This is a genomic window from Phytoactinopolyspora endophytica (assembly GCF_004138495.1).
GTDB classification, from domain to species: Bacteria; Actinomycetota; Actinomycetes; order Jiangellales; family Jiangellaceae; genus Phytoactinopolyspora; species Phytoactinopolyspora endophytica.
On record NZ_ML142849.1, the window covers coordinates 487,050 to 503,101 of the forward strand.

Consider the following 16,052-nt stretch of genomic DNA (forward strand, 5'->3'; position numbering starts at 1 on the left):
GCTCGGCGTCGACTACGTGGACATCTTCTACTCGCACCGGCCGGATCCGCAGACGCCGGTGGCCGAGACCATGGGATCTCTCGCCACGGCCGTCCAGCAGGGCAAGGCGCTCTACGTCGGAGTGTCCAACTACTCCCCCGAGCAGACCGCTGAGGCGGTCGCCACGCTCAGCGACCTCAACGTTCCGCTTCTGATCCACCAGCCGCGATACTCGATGTTCGACCGTCGGCTCGAGGACGGCCTGGCGGACACCTTGGACGAGCTCGGCACCGGTGCGATCGTCTTCAGCCCGCTGGCGCAAGGGCTGCTCACCGACCGATACCTCGACGGCTCCGTGCCCGCCGATTCCAGGGCAGCCACCAGCCGGTTCCTCAACGAGGCCGCGATCGGCGACGAGTACCTCCAGCGCGTCCGAGCCCTCAACCAGATCGCCACCCGCCGCGAGCAGACACTCGCCCAGCTGGCCCTTGCATGGACACTGAGGCGCTCCACCGTCGCGTCAGCGATCATCGGAGCGAGCTCTGTCGCGCAGCTGGAACAGAACCACGCCGCCCTCCAGCGGCCGGACTTCACCACGGACGAGCTCGCCGAGATCGACCGCCACGCTCAGCCGCTGTAGAACGCGCTGCGTCCGTGGCTGACGGTGCGTCCGCGCGCACTATCCGCAGGACGCAAGGGCAGCCGGTCGGCGTCGTTTGGCTCATCGGCCGTGGGGTACCAGGCCCACAACACGACCGGATGGAGGCACTGACATGGGTCTCGGCCTGGGCATTTTCCTCATGGCGGTCGGTCTGATCCTGGCATTGGGCGTGCGTGACCGGCTCGCCGACTTCGACCTGAGTGTGATCGGCTGGGTGCTCACCGGCGTCGGTGCGCTCTCAGTGGTGCTGACTCTGATCATCGCCACCGCACGGGGTCCGCGCCGCAGAGACGCGATCGACCCTGGACCCGACGACACCGGGCTGTAGAAACGCCGATGCAAGGTCAGCGCAGCGCCCGTCGCCGGAGACGGGAGACGGCCCGGTCGTCGGCCAGCTCGCGTCGGTGGTCCGGACTGTCCAAGTAGAAGCGGACCGCGTGGTACGCCACGACCGCGTCGACCCGCCACCGGCTGTCTGCGATGGCAACCACGCCGTGCGTCCGCAACCGCTGCGCCAGTCGCGCCGACGCTCGATGCCCGACCGGTTCGAGCACCGCCGACGGAGCCTTCACGTCCAGGCTGAGCCAGTTGTGCCACGGGCGCGGAAATATCGTCCGACGCCCGTACCGGGTGGTAAACAGCCGGATGCCGTCCATCTCGTCCCACGGGATCGACAACGGCCCCTGGGCCGCGCCACCGTCGAACACGATCCTGGCCGGGGTGAGGCGCAGGCCAGGAACGGCATCCTTCCTCCTGCGCACCACGGCGACCACGGATGCCCAGAAGATCGTGCCGAATGCACCCAGCACCAGGACACCGACCAAGTTGCCCCACTCCCCTTCGACGAAGGCCGCGACGAGAAGCACCAGCGCGCAGAACACGAAGAAGGACCCGAGAATCGCGAACAGCGCCCCCCACCACAGCGGCGTCACCTTCATCGGCAGCAGCATGCCCGTGTCCCGGAATCCCCGCGCATCGACCTCGACGGTGCGCACGCGCTCGACACCTTTCGCCTCGTAGGATCGCGCCCGTCGAAGTGTCTCCCGCCAGCCCTCCGGCCACGGCAACACGTAGCCGCTCACCCCGTTCGGATCTTCGCTATTCACGAAAGGCATCTTCGCAGCCGTCGCTATCAAGGCGCTTGCCGGACCGCGTCTTGCCGATCCGGCATCACCTCACCGATCGAGGGCCACCGTGCGGTCCGCGGCGAACGCGCCCGGAATCTCGGCACGCTCGCCGAGGATGGACGCCGCGATCATCTTCCCGGAGTACGGCCCGAGGGTGAGGCCCTGCGGCCCGAAGCCGGTGGCCAGCCAGAGGCCTTCCACGCCAGGTGCATGGCCGAGGTACGGCTCGCCGTCCAGGCTGGCCGGCCGGATCCCGACCCGGACCTCCAGCCATTCGGCATCACTCAAGCTCGGCACGACGCTCAGCCCTTGCCGGATGACAGCGTCGATCCCGCCTGCGGTCGGGTGCGCCGCGAAGCCGCTGTCGTCTTCCCGGGTCGCGCCGATCACCACCCGGTCACCAGGGAAGGACAGCAGGTAATGCCCACGGAAGGTGATGAGCACCGGCAGCTGCGAACCCCCTGGCGTACGCAGGTGCACGATCTGGCCTCGCTGCGGATACAGTGCCAGGTCCACACCGGCGACGGCTGCCAAGTCCTTCGCCCATACCCCGGCCGCCAGCACCACCTGGTCGCATTCCAACAGCTCGCCGCCGGCGTGCACGCCACGCACCTGGGACCCGCTCAGCACGAGCTCACCAGGCGCCTCGACCACCCGGGCACCGTTCCTGACCGCCATCGTCGTCAGCAGCGAACACATCACACGCCCGTCCACCCGAGCCACGTCGGGCAGCCAGACTCCGCCCAGCGCCGTCGACACCCGCGGGAACCGTCTCGCGATCTCGGCCTGGGAGAGCAGCTCGGGCGAACCCACGCCGACGGTGCCGAGCCGCGCCGTGAACGCCGACGCACGTTCCCGCACGATCTCCAAGCGCTTCACCTCGTCCTCGTCGAGCGCGACGATCAGCTCACCGGTCGCGCCATAAGAGTGGTCATCGAGGCCGTTCTCCTCGAACCGCTCGACCAGCTCCAGATAGTGCGCCGCACAAGCGAACGCGTACCTGACCCGCTCCTCCGCGAACTCCCGGGTGCTGACCGGCGCGATGATCCCGGCGCCCGCACTCGTGGCGCGCTCCGGCCGGCCGTCGTCGACGATGACGACGTCCGCGCCGGACGCGGCAAGGTGGTACGCGGCGCTGGCACCGACGATCCCGGCTCCGATGACGACGACTCTGGTCACTGTGCCTTCTCTCTTTCATGATCATCGAGGATAAGGGGCGTTATGGCGCCAGTAATACTCGATGATCATGGAAACTGCCTGCCTACGATCCCCGCGGAGTGACCAGGCCGGACTCGTACGCGAACACGACCAGCTGTGCGCGGTCACGAGCGGCCAGCTTCGTCATCGCCCGGCTGACGTGAGTCTTTGCGGTCAGCGGACTGATCACCATCAGCTCGGCGATCTCCTCGTTGCTATGGCCGTGCGCCACCAGGGACACCACCTCGCGTTCGCGATTGGTCAGCGCTTCCAGCCCATGAACGACGGACGCCGCCGGCGGTCGCGACACGTACTCGCTGATCAACTTGCGGGTGATCACCGGTGACAGCAAGGCGTCTCCGCGTGCGGCCGAACGCACCGCGCGCAGCAGGTCGACCGGTTCGATGTCCTTGACCAGGAACCCGCTGGCCCCAGCCCGCAGCGCTTCGAAGACGTACTCGTCGACGCCGTAGTTCGTCAGGATCACCACGTGCACGTCGGCCAGATCCGCGTCGGAGGCGATCCGCCGGGTCGCCTCCACACCGTTGAGCACCGGCATCTGCACGTCCACCAGAGCCACGTCGGGGCGCATCTGCCGGACGAGTTCCACGCCGGCCAGCCCGTCGGCCGCCTCCCCGACCACCTCGATGTCGTCCTCCGCCTCGAGCAACGCCCGGAATCCGCCGCGGATGAGCGGTTGGTCGTCGACGAGGGCGACTCTGATCTCGGCGTCGACGCTCACAGCGCGAGGTCCAGCGGCAACTCCGCCCGTACCACGAACCCGCCTCCATCCCTGGGACCCGTCCGGAGCCACCCGCCCAGCGCGTTGACTCGCTCGCGCATCCCGGTCAGCCCGACACCTGGTTCCGGCGGGTGCTCCGGGGCCGCGGTGCCGTCGTCGTCGATCTGCACGACCAGCCGCTCCGCGGCATACTCCAGCTGTACCGAAGCCGACGACGGACCGGCATGCCGGGCGACGTTGGTCAGCGCTTCCTGGATGATCCGGTAGGCGGCGAGGTCGACGTCGGCCGGCAGGCTGCGCTTCCCTCCCTTGACGTCGACCGTCACCGGGACACCGGCGGTCCGGGCGCGTTCAGCCAGCTCGTCCAACCGTTCCAGCGTGCTGGTGGCCGGATCGTCGTCGCTGCGCAGCACGTCCAGCGTCGAGCGCAGCTCGCGCACCGCCTCGCCACTGGCGTCCTGGATGGCGAGCAATGCCTCGGGAACCTCCGCGCCGTTCTTGCGTGCCAGATGGACCGCGACGCCGGCCTGCACCTTGATGATCGAGATGTTGTGCGTCAGCGAGTCATGCAGTTCCCGCGCGATACGCAGCCGTTCCTCCCCCGCACGCCGCAGCGCGGCCTCCTCGCGCGTCCGCTCCGCCTCGGCCGCCCGCTCCTCGACCTCGCGGACGTACGCCCGCCACTGCAGGTACGCGACGGTCATCCCGACCGCGGAGACCACCCATCCAGTGACGAGTAGAGAGCTGACGGCACGTTTCGTGGGCATGCGGCCATCGTAGACGTGCGGCACGCCCGTGGTCCTCCTGCGGGCGAAGACATCCGGCACTACTACCGGCGGAGTACGCACGCCCTGCGCTGCACCCGGGCCAGTACTCGCGATTGCCTTCCCACGTGCGACGACGCGGCGCGCCGACAGCGGCGAGCATCGACCTGACGGCGACACACGACGACCCGTCGCCGGCATTCGAAGAGGAGACGACCATGAATCTGATCCAGACACGTTACATATCCGCGAGACTCCAAGCCGCCTTCGCGGGCCAGGTCCACGTACCGGGCGACGACAGCTACGACCGCGAGCGCCTCTCCTGGCACCGCACACTCGACCCGAGGCCCGCCGCCGTCGTCGAATCCGACTCCGCCGACGACGTGCGCGCCGCGGTGCTCACCGCACGCGAGCAGGATCTGCCGTTCGCGGTCCAGGCCACCGGACACGGGACCTACACACCGTGCGACGGCGGCCTGCTTCTGAAGACCGGGCGGATGGCGACTGTCCAGGTCGACCCGGAGAGCCGGACCGCCCGGGTAGGCCCGGGTGCCCGGTGGACCGAAGTGGTGACCGCGGCCGCTGGGTACGGGCTGGTGCCGATCTCGGGCACGCTCGGTGTCGGGGCCACCGGGTTCACGCTCGGTGGCGGTGCCGGGTATCTCTCTCGCACCTACGGATTCGCCGCCGACAGCCTGGTCAGCGCCGACCTGGTCACCGCGGACGGCCGGAAGCTCACGGCCAGCGGCGACGAGCACCCGGACCTGTTCTGGGCGATCCGCGGTGGCGGCGGCAACTTCGGCGTGGCGACCTCGCTGGAACTGCTGCTTTTCCCGGTCCGCCGGGTGTACGCCGGGATGTCGTATTACCCGGCCGAACGGGCCACGGAGATCCTCTCCGTCTACCGGGAATGGGCACTCGACGAGCCCGACGAGCTCAACACCGGTATCACCGTGATGCAGATGCCTGACATGGAGCAGGTACCCGAGCCGCTACGTGGACGGGCCGTGCTGGGCGTTCGGGCGATCTGCCTCGCCGACGCCGACAACGCCCGGAATCACCTGGACCGCCTGACGAAGGCGGCCGGGACACCACTCATGGGCGGGTTCGCCGAGTCGACGTTCGCAGACGCCAGCGCCGCCGTCGGAGGTACCGAGCAGCCTCCCACCGCCGTCGACCAGCGGTTCGAGCTCTTCCACGACATCTGTGACGACGTTGTGGCAGCTCTCGTCGACACCATCGACACCCCGGTTGCCGCCGTCGAGGTACGTCACTGGGGCGGCGCGATGGGCCGTCCGGGGGCGCACGGCGGGCCGGTCGGCCACCGCGATGTGCCGTTCTCGGTCCTCACCGCTGCCATGCTCAGCGGCGACGAGGGCACAGACGCCGGTGCGATCCGGGCCCTGGACACCGTCGCCGGGCGGATCCGGCCGCACGCGACCGGTGGCTCATTCCTGAACTTTCTCGGAGACACCTCCCGGACCGAGGCCGCCTACACCGCGGACAACTACCGCCGGCTGAGAAAGGTCAAGCGCGACTGGGATCCGGAGAACGTCCTTTCGGGCAGCCACAACATCCCTCCGGCCGCCGCGGACACCATGCCGGCCGCCGCGGACACCATGCCGGCCGATGCGGAGGCGAGCCGATGAGGACGCTGGCGATCGAGACCGTGGGGCTGGTGAGGCACTTCGACCAGACCCGCGCGGTGGACGGAGTCGACCTGGCCGTCGAGCCAGGTATCGTCTACGGCCTGCTCGGCCCGAACGGCGCCGGCAAGACGACGATCGTGCGCATCCTCGCCACGCTTCTGCGGCCCAGTGCGGGGCGGGCCGCCGTGCTGGACCACGACGTCGTCTCCGAAGCCGCCGAGGTACGCCGTCGGATCAGCCTGACCGGCCAGTTCGCGTCGCTGGACGAGGACCTGACCGGGGCGGAGAACCTGGTGATGTTCGGGCAGCTGCTCGGCATGCGCAAAGGTGATGCGCGGGCACGTACCCGTGAGTTGCTGGCGGACTTCGAGCTGGTCGAGGCCGCGGAACAGCGCGTAGGCACGTACTCCGGCGGCATGCGACGACGGCTCGACCTGGCGGCCAGTCTGCTTGGGCGGCCGAGTGTGGTGTTCCTCGACGAGCCGACGACCGGGCTCGATCCCGGCAAGCGGGAAGAGGTCTGGCGGATGATCCGCTCCATCTCCCAGGCCGGCGGGACCGTCCTGCTCACCACCCAGTACATGGAGGAGGCCGACGCCCTGGCGGATGAGATCTCGGTGATCGACCAGGGTCGTGTCATCGCACACGGGACACCACCGGAGCTGAAGCGCGCCGTCGGCGGTCAGACGATCGTCGTCCGGCCGCAGGATCCCGGTCGTATCACCGAAGCCGCCACGATCATCGAACAGGTCGTCGGCCATGCGCCGGCCGCGGCCAGTCATGAAGTGCTGACGGCGCCGGTAGCCGGCGACGGTGAGTTCGGCGCCCTGGTGCGGCAGCTCGAGCTCGCCGGGATCGAATCCGCTGAGCTCTCCCTGCGTTTGCCCAGCCTGGACGAGGTCTTCTTCACTCTCACCGGCCACCATGCGAACAACGGAGCGCACACCGACGACGAAACCCGCACCGACGACGGATCGCCCACCGACGGGCCGGGCCACAGCGCTCAGGCGGACACCAGTCGCCCGCCGGGCGCGGAGACCGCCGCATGAATGACCAGTCGACCACGGAAAGAGAGGACGGCGCAGCGATGACCGACGCCGCGACATCTATGACCGAACCCGCAGCCGCCGGCGACTTCCCACCGGTCACCGCTCCCCCACAGGGACGGGAGCTCATCCCCGGCCGTCTGGTCCGAGACAGCCTGGTCCTTGCCAAGCGGTCCCTGACGAAGACTCGCCGGAACCCGGGCGAGCAAGTGGACGCCCTGTTCCTTCCGATCATGTTCCTGGTCATGTTCGTCTATCTCTTCGGGGGTGCCGTCTCCGGCTCCCGGGACGACTACGTGCAGTACATCTTCCCCGGGATCCTGGTGCAGACGACGATCCTCGCCGGGTTACTGGCCACCGGGCTGCACATCAACATCGACATCAAGAAGGGCGTCTTCGACCGGTTCCGTAGCCTGCCGATCAGCCGCACGGCCCCGTTGATCGGCTCGGTGCTCGGCGACATGATCAGATACGTCATCGCTGTCGTCAGTGTTTTCGCCGTCGGCTATCTGATGGGATTCCGGGTGGAGACCGACCTGGCGTCGGCGCTCGCCGCGACGTTGCTCTGCATCGCCCTCGGCTTCTCGCTGAGCTGGCTGTCGGTCTTCATCGGCGTGACCGTGAAGGACGAGAACGTGGTGACCACGATCGCCTTCCTGGGCATCTTCCCGCTCACGTTCGGCACCGACATGGTGGCGCCGGAGGAGACACTGCCGGGATGGCTGCAGGCCTGGGCCGACGTCAATCCGGTGAGTCACGCCATCGACGCCTCCCGCGGCCTGCTGCTCGGGGAAGGTTCGGTCGCCGGCCCCGTGGTTGCCACGTTGCTGTGGTCGGCGGGTTTCCTGCTGGTCTTCGGCTTCCTCGCGATGCACGCCTACCGCCGCCGCGCCTAGCACGACTTCGAGGCCGAGAGGTGCGCTCACAGCCCTACCGGGCCATGAGCGCACGTCCCTCGGACTCAGGCTCGCAGGGCCGCGGCGAACCACTCCATCGTCGCGACGCCGCCACTCCGGCTCGGATCCTGCGGCCAGCCGTTGACGACGCCGACGAGCTCCCAGAACCGCTCCACGCGGCGGTCGGAAAAGGTCGTGATCTCGTCCGCCAGCCGCCGCCGGAAGCCTGGTCCGTCGTCCGTGCCCCGGAGAGCGGCGAACGCCTCGGCCAGCTCGCGGATCGTGTCCTGTGCCCGCTCGGACTCCGGCGCGACGCCGGCCTCCCGCAACGGTCCCGCCACGGCCGACACCCGTCCGAACAGCTCCGCCTGCTCCGCGCCTGCAGCCGCCGCCTCGTCCGACCCGCGGGCGTCGTGCGAGGCCTGCGCCATCTGGCGCACCCGCGCCCGGTAGTCCGGGTCTTGCACCAGCTCTGCCAGCTCGATCCAGGCGTCGACCTGCTCCTGACTGGGGTCGTCGGGCAGATCGATCTGGACCGACCGGGACATCTGGACGAATTGCGGGTCCAGGTCCAGGCCCGAGAAGGTCTCGTCCCAGTACTCGTCGATGATCCGCTGCCGTTCCTCGGCGGACAGCTGTGCCAGCCTGTTCATGGTCTCCAACTCCTTCTGGTCGTCGATCCCCAGCCTGGACACGGCCCGCAGCACCGAACGGCGCGCCCGCAGGATGCGCATCTGCGCGTCGATGGCCGCAGCATGGCTCGTCGCCAGCTCGCTCAACGTGACTGCCCGATCCAGGAACGCCCGGATCGACGCCAGATCGAAGTCGAGGTCGCGCAGCGTGCGGACCAGGTCCAGCCTCGCCACCGCGCTCGCGTCGTAGAGCCGGTAGCCAGTCGGAGATCTATCGGTCGACGGCACCAGGCCGATGTCGGCGTAGTAGCGGACCGTCTTGACCGGCAGCCCGGTCCGCTCCGCCGCTTCGCCGATGGTCAGCCAGACGTCGTCGTTGTTCACGCGATCCACGGTGAACCTTCCAGTCGCTGGAGACTCAAATCCATGACAAAGATCCTGTCCATGACAAAGATCCTGCCTGGCTGTACGGCACGGGAGAGGGGTCTCCCGGCTCAAGCCCAACCGGGCCACAGATCACCCACACCGGCCTGCGCCACGCAACCCGCCGCCGGGAGACGCCTCTCCCGTGCCGTACAGCCAACATGCTGCCGCCCAGTGTCAAGGCAGATAGGTCGGCCCCAGGATGCAGGCGGGTCAGCCGAGGATGAGGACGTCGGCCATCACGGCGACGAACGTGATCGTGAGATAGGTGATCGAGCCGTGGAACAGTCGCATCGCCTTCAACGAGGCGTCAGACGGGTCACGACGCGCCCTGCTGTGCAGGTGATGCGCCTCTGCCAGGAACCACACGCCGGCCACGACCGCGCCCAGCCCGTAGATCCACCCCAGGTCACCGACCGGCCACAGCACCAGTGACGTCGCCACCATCGACCAGGAATAGGCCAGTATCTGCGCTGCCACCGTCGTGGCCGGAGCCACCACCGGCAGCATCGGCACCCCGGCGCGCTCGTAGTCCTCGCGGTAGCGCATGGCCAGCGGCCAGTAGTGCGGAGGGGTCCAGAAGAACACGATCAGGAACAGCAGCACCGGAGGCCAGTCGAGGCTTCCGGTCACCGCCGCCCAGCCGATCAGCGTCGGAAGACAGCCGGCGACGCCGCCCCAGACGATGTTCTGTGTGGTGCGCCGCTTGAGCAGCACGGTGTAGATGAAGACGTAGAACAGGTTCGCCGCGGCGGTCAATCCGGCAGCCAGCGGATTCACCCAGACCGCCATCATCACCACGGCCATCACGAGCAGCACGGAGGCGAACGCGAAGCCCGCACCGGGTGAGACCACTGCCATCGCGACCGGGCGTCGGCGTGTGCGATGCATCACGGCGTCGATGTCCCGTTCGAGCACCTGGTTGAACGCGTGCGCGCTCCCCGCTGCCAGGGTGCCGCCCATAAGCGTGATCGCCGCGAGCCACAACGGTGGGATGCCCCGCTCCGCCAGGACCATCGCCGGGAGTGTGGTGACGAGCAACAGCTCGACGACTCTCAGCTTCATGAGCGAGACATAGGCACCGGCGGTCTGCCGCCACCCCACGGGCTGTCCCGTCCGCGAACTGACCGGCCGGGCACCGGTGTGCGTGGCCGTACGGTCCATGATCCGCGTCACATCGGCGCCGCGTTGTTCCAGGGCCGTCACGGTCATCCTTAGCAATGGTGGGCGGTTTGCCGGCGGTGTCGGAACAACCGCCACGAATATCGGGTTCGAGTTTAACGGTGAGGTACTTCGCATCGATCGCCGGGCACGCCGGAGTAGGACACTCGGTGAACGAACCGGCGGCCGCCGCACGGCGCGCGAAGGGCGCCACTAGGCTCGAGCTCGTATCCCCCGGCCGATGAATTATTGTCTGGCTCGACGGGCCACCACGGAAGGGACCGGTCACTATGGAAGGAACGGCGTACCTGTGAACACAACTCCAGCTAACTCCACCGGTCTCGAGTGGTCCGAGCTCGACGACCGCGCCGTAGACACCGTCAGGCTCCTGGCCATGGATGCCGTGGAAGAGGTCGGCAACGGCCACCCGGGCACGGCCATGAGCCTCGCCCCGGTCGCTTACACCCTCTACCAACGTGTGCTTCGTCACGATCCGTCCGACTCGGCCTGGCTCGGGCGGGACCGGTTCGTGCTCTCCGCAGGCCACAGCAGCCTGACGCAGTACATCCAGCTGTACCTGTCCGGGTACGACGTCACCCTGGACGATCTCAAATCGTTCCGCACGTGGGGATCCCGCACTCCGGGGCACCCCGAGTACGGCCACACCGACGGTGTCGAGGTCACCACCGGGCCGCTGGGCTCCGGCTTCGGCTCCGCCGTCGGCATGGCGTTCGCCTCCCGCCGGGTACGCGGGCTGCTCGATCCCGACGCGGCGCCCGGAGAGAGCGTCTTCGACCACCACATCTACGTGATCGCCTCCGACGGCGACCTCGAGGAGGGTGTCTCCAGCGAGGCGAGCTCGCTCGCCGGCACGCAGGAGCTCGGCAACCTCATCGTCCTCTGGGACGACAACAAGATCTCCATCGAGGACGACACCAACATCGCCTTCACCGAGGACACCGTCGCCCGCTACGAGGCGTACGGCTGGCACACGCAGGTGGTCGACTTCACCAGCCCGGAGTACCGGGAGAACCCGCAGGCCGTGTTCGAGGCGCTGCAGGCCGCCAAGGCCGTCACCGACCGCCCGTCGTTCATCGCGGTGCGCACCATCATCGGCTGGCCCGCCCCGAACAAGCAGAACACCGGCGCGATCCACGGTTCCGCGCTGGGCGCCGACGAGGTCGCCGCCACCAAGCGGATCCTCGGCGCCGACGAGGAGAAGAGCTTCGACGTCGCAGACGACGTGATCGCGCACACGCAGCTCGCGGTCGACCGCGGAAAGAAGCTGCATGCCGAGTGGGATGAGCGCTATGCAGCCTGGCGGGACTCGAACCCGGAGCGCGCCGCCCTCCTGGACCGGCTGCGTGAGCGGAAGCTGCCGGAAGGCTGGACCGACGCCCTTCCCGAGTTCGAGCCCTCCGAGAAGGGCATCGCCACCCGCGCCGCGTCGGGCAAGGTGCTCAACGCGATCGCTCCGGTGCTGCCGGAGCTGTGGGGCGGCTCAGCCGACCTCGCCGGTTCGAACAACACCACGATCACCAGCGAGCCGAGCTTCCTGCCGGAGAAGCGCTCCAGCGAGATGTTCCCGGGCCATCCCTATGGGCGCACGCTGCACTTCGGTGTGCGTGAGTTCGCCGGTGGGCTGATCGCGAACGGCATCGCGCTGAACGGGCTCACCCGGCCGTACGCGGCCACGTTCCTGGTCTTCAGCGACTACCAGCGCGCCGCGGTCCGGCTCGCCTCGGTGCAGCAGATCCCGACGACGTTCGTGTGGACGCACGACTCCATCGGCCTCGGCGAGGACGGTCCCACACACCAGCCCGTCGAACATCTGACGGCACTGCGCGCCATCCCGGGCTTCGACGTGGTGCGGCCGGCTGACGCGAACGAGACGGCCGTCGCCTGGCGGACCATTCTGGAGCGCAACCACAAGCCGGCGGGCATTGCGTTGACGCGCCAGGGACTCCCGATCTACGACCGCTCGGTGTACGCGTCCGCGGAGGGCGTGGCGAAGGGCGCCTACGTCTTCGCCGAGGCGGACGGCGGCGATCCGGCGGCGCTGATCATGGCCAGTGGATCCGAGCTACAGATCGCCGTCGAGGCCCGTGAGCAACTCCAGTCGCAGGGTATTCCTACACGTGTGGTGTCGTTCCCATCGCACGAGTGGTTCGATGAGCAGAGCGACAAGTACAAGGAGTCCGTGCTGCCGTCGAGCATCAAAGCCCGGGTCGCGGTGGAGGCCGGCGTCGCCATGAGCTGGTACCGCTATCTCGGTGACGCTGGACGGGCGGTCAGCCTCGAGCACTTCGGGGCGTCCGCCGACTACAAGATCCTCTTCCGCGAGTACGGCTTCACCGCCGAGGCGGTCGCCGCGGCCGCCAAGGAGTCGATCGAAGCCGCACGATGACATCCCCACACAGACAGATGTTGCGTCCCGCAGAGTGAGGGCCACAAGCCACCGGCTGCAGGACGCAACGAACCGCAAGCAATGGAGCTGATCGCTATGACCACTGACCGAACACCTCTAGCGCAGTTGTCCGACGCCGGCGTCGCGGTCTGGCTGGACGACCTGTCCCGCGACCGCATCACCACCGGCAACCTGCGGCACCTGATCGACGGCTGGCACGTCGTCGGCGTCACCACGAACCCGTCGATCTTCCAAGCCGCGATCTCCAAGAGCAGCCTGTACGACGACGACCTTCGGACCCAGGCCGAACGGGGCTCCACCGCTGATGCCGCCGTACGTCAGCTCACGACCGACGACGTGCGGGCGGCCGCCGATCTGTTCGCCTCGGTGGCCGAGCGCAGCGACATCGGTGATGGACGGGTGTCCATCGAGGTGGACCCCCGGCTGGCGCACGACACCGATGCCACCATCTCGCAAGCGCGCGAGCTGTGGGCCGATGTTGGCAAGCCGAACATCTTCGTCAAGATCCCGGCCACCAAAGCCGGGTTGCCCGCCATCACGGCGACCATCGCGGCGGGGATCAGCGTCAACGTCACGCTGATCTTCTCCATCGAGCGCTACCGCGAGGTCATGGACGCCTACCAGGCCGGTCTGGAGCAGCGTCTCGCCGCGGGCGGATCGCTGGACGGGATCGCTTCGGTCGCGTCGTTCTTCGTCAGCCGCGTCGACGCCGAGATCGACAAGCGGCTCGAGTCGATCGGCACCGATGAGGCACTGGCGCTTCGCGGGAAGGCGGCCATCGCCAACGCCCGCGCGGCCTATGCCGCCTACGAGGACGTCATCGCCGACGAGCGGTGGAAGCGTCTGGAGGCTGCCGGTGCCAAGCGGCAGCGCCCGCTCTGGGCGTCCACCTCGACGAAGAACCCGGACTACCGGGACACCATGTACGTCGAGGACCTGGTGGCGCCGGACACCGTGAACACGATGCCCGAGTCCACCCTCGAAGCCGTCGCCGACCACGGCGAGATCACCGGCGACACCGTCCGCCCGAACAGTGCGGACGCTGAGCAGACGCTGGCCGCGATCGAGTCCGTCGGTATCGACCTGGCGGATGCCACGCAGGTCCTGGAGGACGAGGGCGTGGAGAAGTTCGAGTCCAGCTGGAACGACCTGCTGGACTCGGTCAACGCGAAGTTGGAGGCGGCGAAGTGACGAGCGAGCGCAGTGGTCGCCGCCCATCGACGACGACCGCACACCCGAGACCAACCGCGGCGCCCGCGCAGCAAGCGAGGACCGGAGCGCCGACCAGCGAAATGGAGGCGGCGAAGTGACGAGCGAGCTCACCGTGGCTGTGCACGGCGTCGACACGACGGATGCCGTGGACCGGCTCGTCGCCGACAAGGTCGCCTCGCGAACCGCGGCCAAGGATCCCACCCTCTGGGGGCCGGACGCCGAGGCCGAAGCGTCGATCCGGCTCGGCTGGACCGACCTGCACGAGACGTCGCGGCCGTTGCTGGCCGAGATCGAGGCGCTGCAGGCGGAGCTGCGTGCCGAAGGGCTCGACCGGATCGTCCTCGCCGGCATGGGCGGCTCCTCACTGGCGCCGGAGGTGATCACCCGCACCGCCGGCGTCGAGCTGACCGTCCTGGACACGACTGACCCGGCGGCGATCAAGCGGGCCCTGGCCGACCGGCTCGAGCGCACAGTGCTGGTCGTGTCCAGCAAGTCCGGCACCACCGTCGAGACCGACAGCCAGCGACGCGTCTTCGAGGCGGCGTTCACCGATGCCGGCATCGACGCCGCGTCGCGCATCGTCGCCGTCACCGATCCCGGTTCGGCGCTCGCGGAGACCGCCGAGCAGTCCGGTTACCGGCGGCTGTTCCTGGCCGATCCGAACGTCGGTGGCCGCTACTCGGCGCTCACCGCGTTCGGTCTGGTGCCCAGCGCCCTTGCCGGTGCCGACATCGCCGCGCTGCTGGACGAGGCGGACGCTGTCGCCGGCCGACTGGCGGACGACGCCTCTGACAACCCGGCGCTGCTGCTCGGCGCCACGCTGGGGATCGGCGTCGCCGGCGGCCGCGACAAGGTCGCGATCGCCGACGCCGGATCCGGCATCTCAGGCTTCGCCGACTGGGCCGAGCAGCTCATCGCCGAGTCGACCGGGAAGCTTGGCACCGGCCTTCTTCCCATCGCCGCGGACATCGACGATCCGGAGATCCGCTGGTCGGCCTCCGACGTGCTGCCCGCTATCGTCGGAACCCCCGAGTCCGCCCCGGACACAGGCGTCGTCGTCACCGGGGCGTTGGGCGCGCAGTTCCTGCTCTGGGAGTACGCCACCGCCGTCGCCGGCCGGCTGATCGGCATCAACCCGTTCGACCAGCCCGATGTGGAGAGCGCCAAGGTCGCCGCGCGCAGCCTGCTCGACGCCCGTCCGGAGCCCGAGACACCCGCGTTCGTCGACGGTGGCGTCGAAGTTCGCGGCTCCGCCGGCCTGCTGGACGGTGTGAGCTCCCTGGAGGGCGCCGTCGAGTCGCTGCTGAGCCAGCTCGACGAGAACGGCTACCTGGCGGTGATGGCCTACCTCGACCGGGAGGGTGCGGACTCCGACCTTGCACAGGTCCGGGTGCCACTGGCTCGCCGCACCGTGCGGCCCACCACCTATGGATGGGGTCCACGGTTCCTGCACTCGACCGGCCAGTACCACAAGGGCGGACCGGAACAGGGCGTATACCTGCAGGTCACCGGGGCGATCTCGGACGACCTCGCGGTTCCGGACCGGCCCTTCACCTTCGGCCAGCTCATCTCCGCGCAGGCCGCGGGAGACGCCACGGTGTTGGCCGAGCACGGCAGGCCGGTCCTCCGGCTGCACCTCACCGACCGAGCCAAGGGCATTGCCCGTCTGAGGGAGATACTTCAGTGATACGCACGCAGAGGCTCCGGGATTCTCGGGTTGGGGGTCTGGAGGCTCAAGCCCAGCCGGGCCACAGATCGACCGCACCGACACGGACACGCAACCACCTGCCTCCAGACCCCCAAGCTGTGAATCCCGGAGCTCGCATCGAGTCACGGGCCACCCATCACGACCGAGCGGGGGTGCTCTAGGTGACAAAGGTGGCGAATCCACTCCGGGACAAGCGCGACAAGCGGTTGCCGCGGATCGCCGGTCCTTCCGGCCTGGTGATCTTCGGCGTCACGGGCGACCTGGCCCGCAAGAAGTTGATGCCGGCCGTGTACGACCTGGCCAACCGTGGCCTGCTGCCGCCGGGCTTCTCGCTGGTCGGATTCGCGCGTCGGGACTGGGCGACGCAGGACTTCAGCAAACAGGTCCATGATGCCGTCAAGGAGCACGCCCGCACCCCGTTCAGCGA

14 protein-coding genes and 1 pseudogene are annotated in these 16,052 nt (G+C 68.7%); 9 read left to right on the forward strand and 6 right to left on the reverse strand.

All coding sequences use genetic code 11. From position 1 onward, the window contains the following. A partial coding sequence (locus ELR45_RS02190; protein ID WP_240759080.1) for an aldo/keto reductase occupies nucleotides 1-619 on the forward strand: 619 nt, incomplete at its 5' end. Nucleotides 620-752: 133 nt separating this feature from the next. After that, nucleotides 753-968: a DUF6458 family protein gene (locus ELR45_RS02195; protein WP_129663043.1), complete on the forward strand. Its 216-nt coding sequence runs from the start codon at nucleotides 753-755 to the stop codon at nucleotides 966-968. Nucleotides 969-984: 16 nt separating this feature from the next. On the opposite strand, the gene ELR45_RS02200 is transcribed toward ELR45_RS02195, so the two are convergent. From ELR45_RS02200 to ELR45_RS02215, 4 genes are all read right to left on the reverse strand, one after another. Next, the gene (locus ELR45_RS02200) at nucleotides 985-1,746 is read right to left on the reverse strand and encodes a hypothetical protein (RefSeq protein ID WP_129663045.1); all 762 of its coding nucleotides are present in this window, start codon (nucleotides 1,744-1,746) and stop codon (nucleotides 985-987) included. Nucleotides 1,747-1,815: 69 nt separating this feature from the next. Then, nucleotides 1,816-2,946 carry an NAD(P)/FAD-dependent oxidoreductase gene (locus ELR45_RS02205; protein ID WP_129663046.1) on the reverse strand — a complete coding sequence of 377 codons (1,131 nt, stop codon included), beginning with the start codon at nucleotides 2,944-2,946 and terminating at the stop codon, nucleotides 1,816-1,818. Between the two features lie 82 nt (nucleotides 2,947-3,028). Then, nucleotides 3,029-3,706 carry a response regulator gene (locus ELR45_RS02210; RefSeq protein ID WP_240759081.1) on the reverse strand — a complete coding sequence of 226 codons (678 nt, stop codon included), beginning with the start codon at nucleotides 3,704-3,706 and terminating at the stop codon, nucleotides 3,029-3,031. Beyond that, on the reverse strand, nucleotides 3,703-4,473 hold the full coding sequence (locus ELR45_RS02215; protein WP_205855708.1) for a sensor histidine kinase: 771 nt from the start codon (nucleotides 4,471-4,473) through the stop codon (nucleotides 3,703-3,705). The genes ELR45_RS02210 and ELR45_RS02215 overlap by 4 nt, the downstream gene beginning before the upstream one ends. A gap of 215 nt (nucleotides 4,474-4,688) precedes the next feature. Between ELR45_RS02215 and ELR45_RS02220 the strand changes: the two genes are divergently transcribed. The 3 genes from ELR45_RS02220 to ELR45_RS02230 are packed head-to-tail and all read left to right on the forward strand — an operon-like array spanning nucleotide 4,689 to nucleotide 8,061. After that, nucleotides 4,689-6,119, forward strand: a complete 1,431-nt coding sequence (locus ELR45_RS02220) for an FAD-binding oxidoreductase (RefSeq protein WP_129663052.1) — start codon at nucleotides 4,689-4,691, stop codon at nucleotides 6,117-6,119. Continuing rightward, nucleotides 6,116-7,168 carry an ATP-binding cassette domain-containing protein gene (locus ELR45_RS02225; protein WP_129663054.1) on the forward strand — a complete coding sequence of 351 codons (1,053 nt, stop codon included), beginning with the start codon at nucleotides 6,116-6,118 and terminating at the stop codon, nucleotides 7,166-7,168. The genes ELR45_RS02220 and ELR45_RS02225 overlap by 4 nt, the downstream gene beginning before the upstream one ends. After that, nucleotides 7,165-8,061, forward strand: coding sequence for an ABC transporter permease (locus ELR45_RS02230; protein WP_205855709.1), 897 nt, complete (start codon nucleotides 7,165-7,167; stop codon nucleotides 8,059-8,061). Before ELR45_RS02225 ends, ELR45_RS02230 begins: the two co-directional genes overlap by 4 nt. A gap of 65 nt (nucleotides 8,062-8,126) precedes the next feature. Here the strand turns inward: ELR45_RS02230 and ELR45_RS02235 are convergent, their stop codons facing one another. Then, nucleotides 8,127-9,077 carry a helix-turn-helix domain-containing protein gene (locus ELR45_RS02235; protein ID WP_205855710.1) on the reverse strand — a complete coding sequence of 317 codons (951 nt, stop codon included), beginning with the start codon at nucleotides 9,075-9,077 and terminating at the stop codon, nucleotides 8,127-8,129. Between the two features lie 252 nt (nucleotides 9,078-9,329). Continuing rightward, the gene (locus tag ELR45_RS02240; protein ID WP_129663058.1) at nucleotides 9,330-10,328 is read right to left on the reverse strand and encodes a heme o synthase; all 999 of its coding nucleotides are present in this window, start codon (nucleotides 10,326-10,328) and stop codon (nucleotides 9,330-9,332) included. A gap of 259 nt (nucleotides 10,329-10,587) precedes the next feature. Between ELR45_RS02240 and tkt the strand changes: the two genes are divergently transcribed. The 4 genes and pseudogenes from tkt to ELR45_RS42415 form a co-directional block, all read left to right on the forward strand. Beyond that, a complete protein-coding gene (gene tkt / locus ELR45_RS02245; RefSeq protein ID WP_129663060.1) occupies nucleotides 10,588-12,684 on the forward strand; it encodes a transketolase in 2,097 nt (698 codons plus the stop codon). A 96-nt stretch (nucleotides 12,685-12,780) separates the two neighbouring features. Beyond that, nucleotides 12,781-13,896: a transaldolase gene (gene tal / locus ELR45_RS02250; protein WP_129663062.1), complete on the forward strand. Its 1,116-nt coding sequence runs from the start codon at nucleotides 12,781-12,783 to the stop codon at nucleotides 13,894-13,896. A 115-nt stretch (nucleotides 13,897-14,011) separates the two neighbouring features. Next, nucleotides 14,012-15,604, forward strand: coding sequence for a hypothetical protein (locus tag ELR45_RS02255; protein ID WP_205855712.1), 1,593 nt, complete (start codon nucleotides 14,012-14,014; stop codon nucleotides 15,602-15,604). Between the two features lie 299 nt (nucleotides 15,605-15,903). After that, nucleotides 15,904-15,978 (forward strand): annotated as a pseudogene (locus ELR45_RS42415) (hypothetical protein); the annotation flags it as partial. Between the last annotated feature and the right edge of the window lie 74 nt (nucleotides 15,979-16,052).

Bases quoted from the DNA above. Each gene is read 5' to 3' on its own strand.
- ELR45_RS02195 (WP_129663043.1), top strand. From the start codon at position 753: ATGGGTCTCGGCCTGGGCATTTTCCTCATGGCGGTCGGTCTGATCCTG.
- ELR45_RS02215 (WP_205855708.1), bottom strand. From the start codon at position 4,473: ATGCCCACGAAACGTGCCGTCAGCTCTCTACTCGTCACTGGATGGGTG.
- ELR45_RS02220 (WP_129663052.1), top strand. From the start codon at position 4,689: ATGAATCTGATCCAGACACGTTACATATCCGCGAGACTCCAAGCCGCC.
- ELR45_RS02225 (WP_129663054.1), top strand. From the start codon at position 6,116: ATGAGGACGCTGGCGATCGAGACCGTGGGGCTGGTGAGGCACTTCGAC.
- ELR45_RS02230 (WP_205855709.1), top strand. From the start codon at position 7,165: ATGAATGACCAGTCGACCACGGAAAGAGAGGACGGCGCAGCGATGACC.
- ELR45_RS02240 (WP_129663058.1), bottom strand. From the start codon at position 10,328: ATGACCGTGACGGCCCTGGAACAACGCGGCGCCGATGTGACGCGGATC.
- tal (WP_129663062.1), top strand. From the start codon at position 12,781: ATGACCACTGACCGAACACCTCTAGCGCAGTTGTCCGACGCCGGCGTC.